A 14,778-nucleotide genomic window follows, 5' to 3' on the forward strand; every position below is an offset into this window, starting at 1 on the left:
CCGCCGCCACCTGTCCGGGGGCGGCGCGATCGTCCCGCTCGACCCCGCGCCGATGGCCGTGCCGGCGCAGCTGCCGGCAGTGGACATCGTCCACCGCTCGCTGGCCATCGACCGCATCCTGTCGGACGTGGTGCTCGCGGGCCTGCGGCAGGACCTGCAGAAGGGCCTGGAGACCGAGGCCCAGGGCTTCGCCCGCTGCAAGCGGACGGTCGACTACGGCATCGGCATGACCAACTTCATCCAGAACGGACCCCGGGTGCCCGCGGTGTTCATGCACGAGTAGACGGGAGATGCGCATGACCAAGGACCGAGCCATCGTCATCCTCGACGGCGCCCGTCGCACCCCGCGGGCCGACATCCTGATCGACAACAACGAACCGGGGCTCTTCAGCCGCTTCTCGACCACCGCCCTCGGCGGCCTCGCCATCGCGGCGACGCTCGAGCACACACCCGTGGACAAGCGCCTGGTCGGCCACGTGATCATGGGCATGGCGTCGCACAGCCACCGCGACAGCATCTACGCCGCCCAGGGCATGAAGTGGCGCGGCGGACTCGGGGACGACGTGCCCGCCTTGACCGTGGCGCGGATCTGCGGCAGCGGCGTCGAGTCGCTGGCCGTGGGCGTCGAGCACCTGCTGGCCGGCGTGCGCCACGACCGCGAGCGCCCGTTCCTGGTCGTCGGCGGCGCCGAGAGCATGCAGTACCCGTTCAGCGTCTACAACCTGCGCGGCAGGAAGGTGGGCGAGGCCGTGCAGAAGTACGGCCCGGCGGACCCGCAGGGACTGCCCCGCGGCACGCAGCTGCAGGACAGCCTGCTGATGGGCCTCTACGATCCGGGCGCTGCGATGGCCATGGCCAACACCGCCGAGGAGCTGGGCCGCCGCTACGGCATCACCCGCGAGCAGGCCGACGAGTTCGGCTACCGCTCGCACATGAACGCCAGGGCCGCCCGCGACGCCGGCTGGTTCGACGAGGAGATCGCCCCCGTCACAGTGCCCGGCACCGGGGGCGCCCCCGACACCGTCGTGCGCCACGACACCCACATCATGGACGGCATCAGCCTGGCCAAGATGGCCCGCCTGCGCGCCGCCTTCGAGATGGGCGGCATCATCACCGCCGGCAACGCCAGCGCCGTGGTCGACGGCGCCGCGGCCATGGCCCTGTGTTTCGAGTCGGACGCCGAGCGGCACGGCCTGAAGCCCCTGGCCCGCGTCGTGGGCCTGGGCACCGCCGCCTGCGACCCGCAGATCATGGGCTGGGGCCCCGTGCCCGCCTCGCGGATCGCGCTGGCGCAGGCCGGCCTCACGGGCCGCGACATCGACCACATCGAATTGAACGAGGCCTTCGCGCCCCAGGCCCTGGCCTGCATCAAGGATTTCGAGGAGATGGGCATCGATCCCGGGAAGGTAAACCCCATGGGCAACGCCATCGCCATGGGACACCCCCTCGGGGCCACCGGCGCGGTCCTGACGTTGACCTGCGCCTACGCCCTGCGCCGCAAGAAGGAGCGGTACGGCCTGGTGACCATGTGCATCGGCGGTGGCCAGGGCAACGCACTGATCATCGAGTCCCTGTCATGACCGTCCCGGTGCCGGGCCACGCCGACGCCCGTTACGGTCCCAGCGAAAGGTCGCCGATCATGTCCCTGGACTACTGCTGCCCCCACTGCCACGCTGTCCTGAATCCGAACGTCCGCGTGATCCTGGCCGCCGTCTTCGAGGGACAGCGGGGACTGGTGCTCATGAGCTCGAAGCTCGGCGACTACCAGCTGATCTGCGACAAGGGTTTCTGCAGCCGGGTCGAGGCCGGCGACATCGTCGAGTTCCACTGCCCGGTGTGCTCCGAGTCCCTGACCAGCAAGCAGATGGACCACTTCAGCGAGCTGGAGATGGCCGACAACGAGAAGCCTGACCAGCACCCCGCCAAGGTCCTGTTCAGCCGCGTCTGCGACGAGCGGGCCACCTTCGTCTACGACGGCGACTCGATCCGCGAGTACGGCGAGGCGGCCCAGCGACTGCGCGACCGGATGTCCATCGAGGGTGACTGGGGCTGGTAGGTCGGTGTACCGTGATGAATCCAGGTCACGATGCCGCCGACCCAGGCGCCGTTGTTTTGACAAGAACGAGCGGTCCAGCCTGAGAGATTCCTCCAACAAGCGTGGCGATCGAAACGGGAGCGTTGGTAACCGCCCGAAGGTCATCGAGTGGGTTTGCGTGCCCGCGGCCTTGAATCGCCCCCATGAATGCTTGTTTTCGGCGCTCAACGTATCTCTGGGGACCCCGGCGAATTGACAGCGAGATATCAGCACATGTAGAATCAAGCTCACTCGGTCACGAAGGGAGCGGACTCGGTGGTTGAATCCTCAGTACCCCGATACAGATCTCACATCGTTTCACCGTCGGACCTGCTCCGGCGTCGTCATACAGATATAGAAATGCGCTTCGTGACACTCTCTCGGATATCGCCCGGAAGCCGCACCCGCCAGAACCGAGGAGGCAATGACATGAGAAGGCTCGGAAGTACCTGTAGAGTGGACACCTGGTCCGCCCCTTTCCAGCGCACCCTCGCACTGAGCCTGGTTACGATGCTCCTCGCCGCCGCGGCGGGCGGTTCGGTCCTCGCCGACGAGCTCCCCTGGACGGACTGGGTGTACGCCTACGGAGGTTCCCAAGGTGATTGGTGCAAATCGGTCATCGAGACCTCAGACGGCAGCTTTCTCATGGCTGGCGATACGGAGTCGTTCGGCAACGGGAGTTCCGACGGGTGGCTGGTAAAGGTCGATGCGGACGGGAACACCGAGTGGAGCCAGACCTACGGCGGTCCGGACATCGACCGCTTCCGGTCGGTGGTCGAGGTGGAGAGCTCGGGAGGCTACGTGGCGGTCGGTTACCGCGATGTCCCGGGTGAGATTCTTTACGACGCCTGGGTAGTCCGAGTGGACTCGTTCGGTCAGGCGATCTACGAATCCACCTACGGCGGAACGGGTCGAGACGAGGCGAACCACGTCATCGTGACGAGTGGGAACAACGTGATCGTCGCCGCCGAGGCCGACGGCGGGGTTGCTGGCGTCGGCTACGGCGTGCCCTGGCTCTTCGAGCTCGACGACTCGGGCAACACTCAGTGGAGCACGAAGTTCACGCAGGTCTTGGAAGGGCGTGCCATGATCGTGGCCCACGATCATGGGAATCTCGCAGTCGGCGGCACGGTCGTCGACGAGTCAGGGAAAGGTAACTGCTGGCTCGCCCAAGTGGACCTCAACGGGAACCTGAACTGGGACGCGACCTACCCCGCCGCCTACGGCTCGAATCTTACGGGGCTCGCCGTGCACCCGACCCGCGGCTACGTGCTGTCCGGAAACGTAATCATTAATGCCGGGGGTGTGATCGAATCACACTACCCCCGCGTGCTCGAAACCCCAGGGCAGGGGATAGTCGCGTGGGACTCGACCTACGCCGGTTACGAAGGCAAGTGGGTGAACTCCTTGGCCCCCACCCCCGAAGGCGGTTATTCACTGGCCGGGGAGGACTGGCCATCGGCCTGGCTGCTCGTCATCGACGAATGGGGGGGGCCGGTCTGGGACTACAGGATCCCCGATGCGCAGCGGGGCTACGCGCATACGGTCACCTCCGACGGGGGCTACGCCGTGACGGGTTACACCACCTACATCGGCACTTGGGTCGCCGATTTCTTCCTCGCAAAGGTCGTTACCTCGGAATGCGTCGTCTCCCCGGCACGGATCGACTTCGATGATGTCTTGGTGTCGACGAGTCGGGACGAGAGCTTCGAGATCCGCAACGACTACGCCGACGCGCAGCTTGACGGGTTGGTCTCCTCGGACAGTCCGGAGTTCGAGATCGTAGCGGGCGAGGGCCCGTTCAGCATACTTCCGGGCAACTCGCTCACGGTGACGGTGCGTTTCCAGCCGCCCGACATCGGATGGTACGAGGGTACGATCGAAACGGGGCTGGATCTGTGCTCCGACGTGGGGTGCAAGGGTTACGGGGCATCCCAGTGCGTTGTCGAACCTTCAGTCTTCAACTTCGAAGAAACCTGCAGTTATGCGGACACCACCTTCACGATCCGCAACATCGGCTACACGCCCCTGGACGGCAACGTAGCCCTGCCGGCAGGCGACTTCTGGATCGTCGACGGCGAGGGGCCGTTCAGTATCGAGCCGGGAGGCTCGCTCGTGGTCACCGTCCGTTTCGAACCACTGTCGGAAGGCTCGCACCACGACACCGTGACGACGGGAACGGATATGTGCAATGTATATCTCAACGGGAGCTCGCCGTGTCAATGCGGGGTCTCCGCGACGGACCTCGACTTCCATACTCACACGGTCGGCAACGCCACCGACCTGGATTTCACGATACGCAGCTGTAGCGGCGTTCAGCTCAGCGGCACGATCACCGAGTCGTGCGACCACTTCCAGATCATCCAAGGAGAGGGCCCCTATTTACTGGACCCAGGAGACATGCTGACGGTGACTGTGCGCTACGAGCCAACCGAGGAGGGTTCGCACGAATGTCTCGTGAGCCTCGGGGAGGCGCTGTGCAGTGACGTGATGTGTACAGGGACGGCTGTACCTCCAGGGACGGAGGTGCTCGACCCGATGCCCTCGTTTCCCGAAAAAGCAACGCTCCGCAATCGGCCGAACCCCTTCAATCCGACCACGCTGATCGAGTACTCGATTCCGACCGCCGGTCACGTGCAACTCGACGTCTACGACGTGTTCGGCAGGTGCGTGAGCACGCTCGCGAACGGATATCGGGAAGCGGGCCGATACGAGGCCCACTGGAGCCCGAACGCGCAGGACGGACGAGGACTGCCGAGCGGCATGTTCCTCTGCCGCCTGGTCGCGCCAGGCGAGATCCTGACACTGAGGATGGTGCTGGTGCGCTGACGTCGGCCCCATCTCGAACGGCAAGGTTTCGCCACCGGGTGGGGTCGGGGCCGACCTCACCCGGACGAAAGGACCCAGAAGCGCCAGGAAGCGAGCATTACGATCTTCATTCCATTTGACAGTGTCCCACTGCTTCGCTATCATGGGCTTCGAACATATGTTCGATTTGCATAATCCTATTAATTTGAAAGCGATTTCGCCTGTCGGGTGCGATCGAGAATACACGACCCTGCGGACCGGCCCGGCACCGGCCGTGAAACAGGCCGGGCCGTGACAGGTTCGGAGACTGGTCGGGAGGCACACCCGGATGAAGCAGCCGGAATACATCCACAGCGGACGTTTCTTCCGGACTCTGATCCCCCCGGAGCCGCGACGCTACGCCGGGCAGCGCTGGGCCAAGATGATCGCCCGCTCGACCCACGTGGTCTTCGCCGGCATCTACCTCGGCGCCCTCGTGTTTGAAATCGATCCCGAGACCCGCGGGCCCTGGTTCCTGGCCGCCCTGCTCTCCGGTCTCGCGATGGTCTGCCTGGACCTGTACGAGAGCGGCGGTTTCCTGCTGCAGCTGCGCGGCCTGGTGACGGTCTCGAAGCTCGTCCTGCTCGCCTGCGCGCCCAAGTTCGGCGCGGCGGTCGTCTGGGTGACCGCTGCGGTCGCGTTCTGCTCCGTGATTTCCAGCCACGCCACGGCGAACTTCCGCTACTACCTCGTCTGGGGACGGGGACGGATCAAGGCGGCGGAGACCAGGGGCTGAATACGGTGCGCACGAGCCGGGATCCGTGGTAGAACTCCGGCCTGGAGACTGGCGTCAAGACCAACGAGGAGGGAACCATGCATCTCCATCGGCCCCTTCCCGAATCCGCGGACCGGAGCGGACCGGTGACGAATACCCGCTGGCGCCTGGTCTGCCTGGTCCTGCTGGCCTCGGCCTGGGGACTGAGCGAGTTGATCGGCGGCGAGACGATCCGGCTCACGGTCGTGGCCCTGCTCCTGCTCGCCGCGGCCCGGGCCCTGGTGAACCGCCCCGGCTCCTCGACCGCCATGGCCGCGATCGCCGTGCTCTTCAAGTCGGTCAACGCCCCACCGTTCTTCTGTCACCTGATGGGCATCGCCCTGCTGAGCGTCGCCTTCGACCTCGCGGCCACGCTCCTGTGGCGAGACGATCGCGGAGCGTTCCTCCGCGCGGCCCTCACGGGAGCGATCAGCGCTTATTTGAGCAGTTTTCTCTTCGCCACCTCGATGGTCTGGATCTTCAAGTACAAGGATTGGGCCGAAGGCGGGCTCGAGCGGATCGGCGAGTACACGCTGTATCCGGGAAGTCCAAGCGCGTTCGCCGCCCTGATCGTCGTCCCTGTCGGCCTCTGGCTCGGCTGCCTGCTGGCGCGGCAGGCAGCAGGCCACCCGCGTACGGCTCTGGCCACGGCGGTGACGGCCTGTCTGGCGCTCTGGGTGCTCGGGCCCTTCGCCGGCTGATCCCTCTTGACATTGTCCCTAAAACCGTCTAGTTTCCTGTCGATACCTATTTCGAACGGACGTTCGAACGGGAGTCGATGATGCCCCTCGAAACCACACGCCAGCGACCTCCCGCCTACGACAGGAAGCGGCTTCAAGTTCTGACTGCGGCGGCACGGGTCTTCAGTTCGGTGGGTTACGACAAGGCCTCGATGAGGCGTGTCGCGGCGGAGGCCCAGTCCAGCCTCGCCGGGATCTACCACTACATTGCGAGCAAGGAAGAGCTTCTCTACTCGATCCAGCTCCACACCTTCGATTCGTTGCTCCGGGGCCTGCAGAACAGCCTCGAAGGGATCGTCGATCCGCGACAGCGCCTCGGTGCGGTCGTTCGCAATCACGTCCGCCATTTCGGCGAGAACATGCCCGAGCTCAGGATCTGTGCCCGCGAGCTCGAGACCCTCGACGGCAAAGCCTACGACGAGGTCCACGATCGTCGGCGTTCCTACTTCGAAGCCGTTCACGATCTCGTCAAGGAGCTCCGACCACGACGTGACGCCCCCCTCCGATCGTGGCTCGCCACGGCGAACCTGTTCGGCATGCTCAACTGGTTCTATCAGTGGTACGACGCCGAGCGAACCCGGGTGAGCCTCGACGATCTCGCCGCGCAGCAGACCGCCCTCTTTCTGGATGGGTATACCGCTTCCGCCTCCAACGATGACAGCGGAGGAAACGAATGAGATACGCAGAGACGGGATTCGATCTGGAAATCGATCTGACCCGGGGAAACATCGAGCGGGTGGCCACGGACCCGCAGCTCACCGAGCTTCATCTCGGAGGGTTGGGCACCAACGCCAAGCTGTTCTGGGATCGGGTCCCCCCCGAGGTCGGGCACTTCGATCCGGAAAACCTGCTCGTATTCGGCACCGGACTGCTGGTGGGAACGCCCGCTCCCAGCTGCAACCGCACCGTCGTATCTTCCATCTCTCCGCAGACCCGACTGTTCGGGTTCTCGATGATGGGCGGGTTCTTCGGCCCCGAGCTGAAGCGCGCCGGGTACGACAAGGTGGTCCTGAGCGGCAAGTCCCCCACGCCGGTCTTCCTGTGGATCCATGACGACAAGGTGGAACTGCGGGACGCGAAGCATCTGATGGGTCTGGGTACCCTCGAGAGTGCCGAGGTCATCCGCCAGGAGCTGGGCCAACCGAACGCCGCGGTCTCTTCCATCGGTCTGGCCGGCGAGAACCGGGTCTTCTTCGCTTCCATCGAGCAGGGCAGATCCAGCGCCAGCCGACTCGGCATGGGCGCCGTGATGGGGGACAAGAACCTCAAGGCGGTCGCCGTGCTCGGAACCGGGGACATCCACATCGCGCACCCCGCCGAGTTCATGGAGCTCTGCAACGAGTCGCTGGCGTACATCCAGCACCGGGAAAAGAACCCGATCCCGGGCGTGATGCCCATCCTGGCCGGCCTCGGCTCCCCGCAGGAGATGGCCATCGACGACGAGAAGTGGCACACCGAGAACTTCGCCTGGGGCAACGCCCGCGTCCGCCGCAAGGGCTTCTGGACCGAGGAGGTCAGCGAGCAGTGGACGAACACGATGGAGTCCATGCGGACCCGGCTCCTGAGCTGCTACAACTGCCCGATGAAGTGCGGCGCCGCCATCTCCGTCGACACGCGGATGTGCTCGTACATGATGAAGTGCTTCTCCAAGCTCACCTACACCATGGGCGCGTTCTCGAACCTGGACTTCGGCCTGCGCATCGCCCAGAAGGCCACCGAACACGGCGTGGACGCCTTCTCGGCGCCGCAGACGATGGCCTTCGCCCTCGAGCTGCTGGAAGCCGGCATCCTCAAGGACGAGGATTTCCCGGGCATGCCCCTGGACAACGAGGGCCGGTTCTACTGGCTGCTCGACAGGATCGTCCGGCGGGAGGGCATCGGCGACATCCTGGCCGACGGCACCTACTGGGCCGCCGAGAGGATCGGCAACGGCGCGCAGGAATACGCGCACAACAACATCAAGAAGACCGAGCAGCTGCCGCTCAAGCTGGGCATGCTGAACCAGATGTACTTCCTGATGTACTGCACCGGCGAGAAGGCCAACATCACCCAGATCGAGGGCAACTTCCCCCAGGCGCCGTTCCCGACGAGGGAAGAGCGGGAGGACTTCACCGAGAACTGGCCCCACGTCCCGGACGAGCGCTTCAAGAAGTGGTTCGAGGACTGGGAGCTCCGCGGCGACAACTCGATTCCCAACTATCCGACCGCCGAGGCGAGCTGCGAGATCGTGAACTGGCAGGAGAAGATGCACTACATCGACGACAGCACCGGGATGTGCGCCGGGCTGTCGTCCTTCCCCTACAAGCCGCCGTTCCACATCCACAACCTGCCCTCGCTGATCTCGGCGGGATCCGGGCTCGAACTTGACGAGGACTCCCTGACCCGCATCACGAAGCGGAACCGGGACCTGGTCAGGGCCCTCAACATCCGCAGGGGCATGCGGCGGGCGGACGAGGCGCCCCCGGCGGACCACTGGAAGAGGCGGTTCCCAGAACTCGAGGAGAACCTGCTGGACACCTACTACGAGTTCAAGGGCTGGAACCGCGAGGGTATTCCCACCGGCGAGTCCCTGCACGACCTGGATCTGGACTACGTGGCCGAGGACTTCCGGCGGCGGGGCATCCTGACGGAGAACGACGGGGTCCCACCCCGAACGGCCTCCGAAGATGGAGGCGGATCGTGATGGCCCCGAAGAAGAAGACCATCAAGAAGATCAAGATCGACGTGAGCAAGTGCAACGGCTGCCGGGGCTGCGAGGTGATCTGCTCCGCTTTTCACTCTTCACCGCGATTCAGCAGCAACAATCCGGCGAGATCCCGTATCCGCGTGATCTGCGATCCCCTGTCGGACATCTACGTGCCGGTGTATGCGGGCGAGTACACGGCCGCCGAGTGCGCGGGCAGGGACCAGTACACGATCGACGGGAAGGAATACGAGGAGTGCACCTTCTGCCGGGCCTCCTGTCCGTCCCGTGACATCTTCAAGGAACCGGACTCCGGTCTCCCGCTGAAGTGCGACATGTGCGAATCCGATCCGTCGCTCGCAGAGCCGATGTGCGTCCAGTGGTGTCTGTCGGGTGCGCTGACCTTCGAGGTGCGGGAAGTGGAAGCGGAAGAAGAGGAAGAGGAAGCCCCCGGGGAGATCGACGCCGGGCTGGAGGCTCTGGCCAACAAGCATGGCTGGTCGAAGGTGATCGACGCCGTCGACCGGATGTCGAACAGGCCCTAATCGCCAATTGGAGATCGGTGAACATCGTGGAGACGGTCAGCCCCCTCGCGGAAATCGTCCAGGAGATCATGAAGGCCGGTGGGGAATCCTTCAAGTTCTGCTATCAGTGCGGGAAATGCGATGTCGTCTGCCCCTGGAACAGGGTTACGGACTTCAGCATGCGCAGGATCGTCCGGCAGGCCGCCCTTGGTTTGCCGGAGATCGAACTCGACGACATCTGGCGCTGCACGACCTGCGGTTACTGCCCGTCGGTGTGCCCCCGGGGCGTCGGGCAGATCGAGGTGGGTGTCGCGATGCGCAGGATCGCCGCGGCCTATGGCGTGTTCTCCGGCTCTGCGAAGACCGTGCCCGCCGCCGGCGCGAGCCTCGCCAGCGACGGCAATCCCCTGGGCGAAGCGAGAGACAAGCGGACGGCCTGGGCGAGCGGTCTTTCCGTCAGGCCGTTCACCGAGGGGATGGAGATCCTCTACTTCGTGGGGTGCTACTACAGCTATGACCCGCGCAACATGAAGGTGGCGGTCGCCACCGCCAGGATCCTCGACAGGGCAGGCGTGGATTTCGGGATCCTGGGCACCCGGGAGAGCTGCTGCGGCGAGAGCATCCGCAAGGCGGGCGATGAGGCGAAGTTCAAGACCCTGGCCAGGGAGAACATCAAGGCCTTCATCGACCATGGGGTGAAGAGGATCCTCGTGTCCTCCCCCCACTGCTACCACACTTTCAAGAACGAGTACTCCGAGTTCATGATGAACCTCGAGGTCGTTCACATCTCCCAGTACCTGAACGAGCTGGTCGAACAGGGACGACTCGAGCTCGACGGGCGGTTCGAGAAGAGGGTCACCTATCACGACCCATGCTACCTGGGGCGACACAACGGCCTCTTCGACCAGCCGAGGGACGTGCTGAAGAAGCTGTCCGGCCTGGAGCTGGTGGAGATGCCCGATTCCCGGCAGAAAAGCCTATGTTGCGGCGGAGGGGGCGGTCGGATCTGGATGCACACGGACAAGGACGAGAGATTCGGCAACCTCAGATTGGCTCAGGCGAAGGAGGTCGGCGCAGAAGTGCTGGTCACTTCGTGCCCCTACTGCATCAGCAACTTCGAGGAGAGCAGGCTTTCCCTTCTGACCGATGAAACGCTGTCGGACGAGGAAGCCTTGCAGATCATGGACCTCACCGAGGTCGTCCTGGAGTCGCTCGCGGGAAGCGAGGAGACGCCGTGAGCACCCCCAAGAACGGCTTCGGAGATGTCATGGTCGTCGGCGGCGGTATCAGCGGCATCCAGGCCGCGCTCGATCTCGCCTCGTCGGGCTTCAAGGTCTGCATGGTCGAGAAGGCGCCGACCATCGGCGGGAAGATGGCCCAGCTCGACAAGACCTTCCCCACCAACGACTGTTCGATGTGCATCGAGTCGCCGAAGTTCATCGAATGTGACCGGCACCCCAACATCGAGATCCTGACCTACACGGAGATCGACAACGTCGAAGGCCGGGCGGGCGACTTCGAGGTCGCCATGACCAGGAAGCCCCGATACGTCGATGAGGATCTCTGCACGGGCTGCACGGTCTGTGCCGAGTACTGCCCGATCCTGGTCCCCGACCTGTTCAACCAGGAGTTGTCCGACAACAAGGCCATCCACATCCACTTCTCCCAGGCCGTTCCGCTCGTCCCCTACATCGATGAACGTTGCCGCTTCCTGGAGGACGGGAGGTGCACCATCTGCGAAAGCGTCTGCAAGAACAACGCCATCGACCTGCATCAGAAGCCCGAGAAGATGGTCGTGAAGGTGGGGGCGATCGTCCTGTCTCCGGGCTACGGGGTGTTCGATCCCAGGCTGCGGGGAGACTACGGCTACGGGAAGCTCGAGAACGTGGTGACCAGCCTGGACTTCGAACGGCTCCTGTGCGCCACCGGACCGCACGAAGGTGAGATCCTGCGCCCTTCAGACAAGAAGCACCCCAAGAAGATCGCCTGGATCCACTGCGTCGGCTCGAGACAGATTCTCGAGGGCGGCCACAGCTACTGTTCATCGGTCTGCTGCTCCTACATCCAGAAGCAGGTGATCCTGACCAAGGATCACGACGCCGATATCGAGGCGGTCATCTTCCACAACGACATCCGCTCCTTCGGCAAGGACTTCGAGCGCTTCTATCAGCGGGCAGCAAACCTCCCCGGGATCGAGTTCATCCGCAGCTACGTGGATGTCGGTCGCGAGATCCCGGATACGAAGAACGTGACGATCCGGTACGCCACCGACACCGACGGCGTGAAGGAACAGGAATTCGATCTGGTGGTCCTGGGCGTGGGGCTGGGCCCGCCCGCCGATGTCGAGCGGCTGGCGGAGCAGTTCGGCATCGAGCTCGACGGGCACGGGTTCTGCAAGACCGATCCGCGCAATCCCATCAAGACCACCCGCCCGGGTGTGTTCGTCTGCGGCGCCTTCCGGGGGCCTGTCGACATCCCCGAATCGGTGATGAGCGCCAGCGGGACCAACGCCCTGGCGGGGGCATTGCTGAAGACCAGGCGAGGCAAGCTGGACGAGGAAAGGGTGTACCCCGAGGAACGGGATGTCTCCGGAGAGGAGGTCAAGGTCGGCGTCTTCGCCTGCCACTGCGGCGCGAACATCGGGCGCGTGGTGGACATTCCTTCGCTGGTCGAGTACGCGAAGACCCTGGACCATGTCGAACACGCCGAGGAGGGCCTCTTCATCTGTTCCACGGACGCGGCCGAGCATATCGCGGACACGATCCGCGACAAGGGGCTAAACCGCGTGGTGGTGGCCGCCTGCACCCCCCGGACTCACGAACCGCTGTTCCGGGACACGCTGCGGGAAGGCGGGATCAACCAGTACTTCTTCGACATGGCCAACATCCGTGAGCACTGCTCATGGGTGCACTCCAAGCAGAAGGAGGAAGCCACCGCGAAGGCCAAGGACATCGTGCGCATGTCGGTGGCCCGGACCATAGGCCTGGAGCCGCTCGAGGAGTTCCAGCTGCCCGTCGACAAGACGACCCTCGTCGTCGGCGGTGGCGTGGCCGGGATGACCGCCGCGCTGGGTCTCGCCGAACAGGGTTTCGAGGTCCACCTGGTGGAGAAGCAGAAGGACCTGGGCGGCATGGCGCGACGGATCCGTACCACCCTGGAGGGGCTGGACGTCCGGGCCTACCTGAGCAACCTGATTCGCCGGGTCTACGAGCACCCCCTCGTCCACGTGTCCCACGAGGCGACCATCACCGACGTGTCGGGGTACGTGGGCAGCTTCGTCACCACGCTGGAAGCGGAGGGTCGGGTCAAGACGATCCGCCACGGCGCCGCCATCCTCGCCACCGGAGCCGACGAGCACAAGCCCACCGAGTACCTCTACGGCGAGGACGAGAGGGTGTGGACCCAGCTCGAACTGGAGGAGCGGATCCACGAGGGTGACGAAGCGCTCGCGGCCGCGCGGAGCCTGGTGATGATCCAGTGCGTCGGTTGCCGGCAAAAGGGCCGGGACTACTGCGCCCGGATCTGTTGCAGCCAGGCCATCAAGAACGCCCTCTCGCTCAAGACGAGGCGCCCCGGGCTGGATGTCTACATCCTGTTCCGGGACATGCGGACCTACGGCTTCAGCGAGGACCGATACCGCGAGGCGGCCGACAGGGGCGTCGTTTTCGTCCGCTGGGAGCCGCAACGCAGGCCCGATGTGGAGACCGCCCAGGACAATGAGGGCAAGCCCGTCCTGCGGGTCACCGTGCCCGACCCCATCCTGGGTCAGCAGCTGGCCATCGACGCCGACCTCGTGGTCCTGTCGGCCGCCGTGGTCCCCTCGGCCGGCACCCCGGAAGTCACCCGGCTCTTCAAGGTACCCGTGAACCCGGACGGTTTCTTCCAGGAAGCCCACGTGAAGCTGCGGCCGGTTGACTTCGCCGCGGACGGCGTCTTCATGTGCGGGGCCAGTCACTACCCCAAGCACCTCGCGGAGACGATCAGCCAGGCCTACGGCGCGGCCGGCCGGGCCGTCACGCTCCTCTCCCATGAGACGGTCACCGCCTCGGGGGCCGTCTGCGAGGTCGAGGAACAGGACTGCATATCCTGCGGGGCGTGCCTCACGGCCTGCAGCTACGACGCGATCCACTGGCGCGAGACACAGGCGGGCAAGAAAGCCGAGGTGAATCCAGCCCTCTGCAAGGGGGACGGCCTCTGTTGCGCCAAGTGCCCGACCGACGCCATCGTCCTGAAGCACTACACCAACGAGGAGATCGCGGACCAGATCGACGCGGCGCTTTCGGGCTCACGGAGCTCGACGGGCGAGAAGACCGGGAACGAATCGAGAAACCCCGGAGCTACCACGGAGGTGGGAACATGACAGGACTCGGGCACACGCAGAGGATCGTCGCATTCCTTTGCAACTGGTGAGCATACTCCGCTGCGGATCTGTCTGGCGTGACCAGACAAAGCTATGCACCGGAGATTCGGATCATCCGCCTGATGTGCACGGGTCGGGTGGACCTGGCCTTCGTGCTCCGCGCGTTCCGGGGCGGAGCCGATGGGGTGATCATCGGCGGCTGCCGGCCGGGCGAATGCCACTACGAGACCGAAGGAAACTTCGACGCACTGGGCAACATGCACCTGTGCAAGAATCTCATGCGGCAGATCGGGGTGTACCCCGGCCGGCTGCGGCTGGAGTGGATCTCCGCCGCTGAGGGGAGCCGTTTCGCCGAGATCATGAGCGACTTCGCCGCGCAGCTGCGGGAGCTCGGACCGCTCGGCCAGGGAGAGGGGATCGACGCCCCCGACCTGAAGCTGAAGCTCGATGCCCTGAGCCGCCTGATCCCCTACGTGAAGCTGGTGGAACGGGAGAAGCTGCGTGTTCCGGTGAGGTCGGAGGAGGTGTACCGGGCGCTCTACGGGAGTGACGCGACGGATCGGCTGCTGCACGACCTGATCGCCGACAAGCTCGCCGTCAGCCAGATCCTGATGCTGCTGGAGGAGAGACCTCTCTCCACCCGGGAGATCTCCGAGCGGCTGGGCCTGAATCCGTCCGACGTCTCCAGACACATGAACGACTCCTCGCGGCGGAGCCTGGTCCGGTACGACCTCGACCAGAAGCGTTACGCCCTCGCAGGAGAAACAAGGCAGGCAGCGGATTGACAGAAGCAGTC

The 14,778-nt window shown here is 64.8% G+C and carries 12 protein-coding genes; all 12 read left to right on the forward strand.

Annotated elements, in window-relative coordinates:
• On the forward strand, nucleotides 1-283 hold a 283-nt coding region (locus tag KJ554_08315; protein ID MBU0742333.1), incomplete at its 5' end, for a hypothetical protein.
• Between the two features lie 13 nt (nucleotides 284-296).
• Nucleotides 297-1,580 (forward strand): thiolase family protein, encoded by a 1,284-nt coding sequence (locus tag KJ554_08320; protein MBU0742334.1) that lies wholly within the window; start codon nucleotides 297-299, stop codon nucleotides 1,578-1,580.
• Nucleotides 1,577-2,056, forward strand: coding sequence for a hypothetical protein (locus tag KJ554_08325; GenBank protein MBU0742335.1), 480 nt, complete (start codon nucleotides 1,577-1,579; stop codon nucleotides 2,054-2,056). The genes KJ554_08320 and KJ554_08325 overlap by 4 nt, the downstream gene beginning before the upstream one ends.
• Before the next feature lie 447 nt (nucleotides 2,057-2,503).
• Nucleotides 2,504-4,903: a choice-of-anchor D domain-containing protein gene (locus tag KJ554_08330; protein MBU0742336.1), complete on the forward strand. Its 2,400-nt coding sequence runs from the start codon at nucleotides 2,504-2,506 to the stop codon at nucleotides 4,901-4,903.
• A gap of 307 nt (nucleotides 4,904-5,210) precedes the next feature.
• A complete protein-coding gene (locus tag KJ554_08335; GenBank protein ID MBU0742337.1) occupies nucleotides 5,211-5,657 on the forward strand; it encodes a hypothetical protein in 447 nt (148 codons plus the stop codon).
• Between the two features lie 125 nt (nucleotides 5,658-5,782).
• Nucleotides 5,783-6,376 (forward strand): hypothetical protein, encoded by a 594-nt coding sequence (locus KJ554_08340; GenBank protein MBU0742338.1) that lies wholly within the window; start codon nucleotides 5,783-5,785, stop codon nucleotides 6,374-6,376.
• An 80-nt stretch (nucleotides 6,377-6,456) separates the two neighbouring features.
• Nucleotides 6,457-7,092: a TetR/AcrR family transcriptional regulator gene (locus tag KJ554_08345; GenBank protein MBU0742339.1), complete on the forward strand. Its 636-nt coding sequence runs from the start codon at nucleotides 6,457-6,459 to the stop codon at nucleotides 7,090-7,092.
• Nucleotides 7,089-9,098, forward strand: coding sequence for an aldehyde dehydrogenase (locus KJ554_08350; GenBank protein ID MBU0742340.1), 2,010 nt, complete (start codon nucleotides 7,089-7,091; stop codon nucleotides 9,096-9,098). Before KJ554_08345 ends, KJ554_08350 begins: the two co-directional genes overlap by 4 nt.
• A complete protein-coding gene (locus tag KJ554_08355) occupies nucleotides 9,098-9,643 on the forward strand; it encodes a (4Fe-4S)-binding protein (protein MBU0742341.1) in 546 nt (181 codons plus the stop codon). The genes KJ554_08350 and KJ554_08355 overlap by 1 nt, the downstream gene beginning before the upstream one ends.
• 26 nt (nucleotides 9,644-9,669) lie before the next feature.
• Complete coding sequence (locus KJ554_08360) at nucleotides 9,670-10,860, forward strand: (Fe-S)-binding protein (GenBank protein MBU0742342.1); 1,191 nt, start codon at nucleotides 9,670-9,672, stop codon at nucleotides 10,858-10,860.
• Between the two features lie 29 nt (nucleotides 10,861-10,889).
• Nucleotides 10,890-13,982 carry a CoB--CoM heterodisulfide reductase iron-sulfur subunit A family protein gene (locus KJ554_08365; GenBank protein ID MBU0742343.1) on the forward strand — a complete coding sequence of 1,031 codons (3,093 nt, stop codon included), beginning with the start codon at nucleotides 10,890-10,892 and terminating at the stop codon, nucleotides 13,980-13,982.
• Complete coding sequence (locus tag KJ554_08370; GenBank protein MBU0742344.1) at nucleotides 13,979-14,767, forward strand: hydrogenase iron-sulfur subunit; 789 nt, start codon at nucleotides 13,979-13,981, stop codon at nucleotides 14,765-14,767. Before KJ554_08365 ends, KJ554_08370 begins: the two co-directional genes overlap by 4 nt.
• Nucleotides 14,768-14,778 lie beyond the last annotated feature (11 nt).

This window comes from bacterium (genome assembly GCA_018814885.1).
Lineage (GTDB): Bacteria > Krumholzibacteriota > Krumholzibacteriia > LZORAL124-64-63 > LZORAL124-64-63 > JAHIYU01.

Coding starts and splice junctions, on each gene's coding strand:
- KJ554_08330 (MBU0742336.1), top strand. CDS start 2,504: ATGAGAAGGCTCGGAAGTACCTGTAGAGTGGACACCTGGTCCGCCCCT.
- KJ554_08355 (MBU0742341.1), top strand. CDS start 9,098: ATGGCCCCGAAGAAGAAGACCATCAAGAAGATCAAGATCGACGTGAGC.
- KJ554_08365 (MBU0742343.1), top strand. CDS start 10,890: ATGGTCGTCGGCGGCGGTATCAGCGGCATCCAGGCCGCGCTCGATCTC.
- KJ554_08325 (MBU0742335.1), top strand. CDS start 1,577: ATGACCGTCCCGGTGCCGGGCCACGCCGACGCCCGTTACGGTCCCAGC.
- KJ554_08345 (MBU0742339.1), top strand. CDS start 6,457: ATGCCCCTCGAAACCACACGCCAGCGACCTCCCGCCTACGACAGGAAG.
- KJ554_08350 (MBU0742340.1), top strand. CDS start 7,089: ATGAGATACGCAGAGACGGGATTCGATCTGGAAATCGATCTGACCCGG.
- KJ554_08320 (MBU0742334.1), top strand. CDS start 297: ATGACCAAGGACCGAGCCATCGTCATCCTCGACGGCGCCCGTCGCACC.
- KJ554_08335 (MBU0742337.1), top strand. CDS start 5,211: ATGAAGCAGCCGGAATACATCCACAGCGGACGTTTCTTCCGGACTCTG.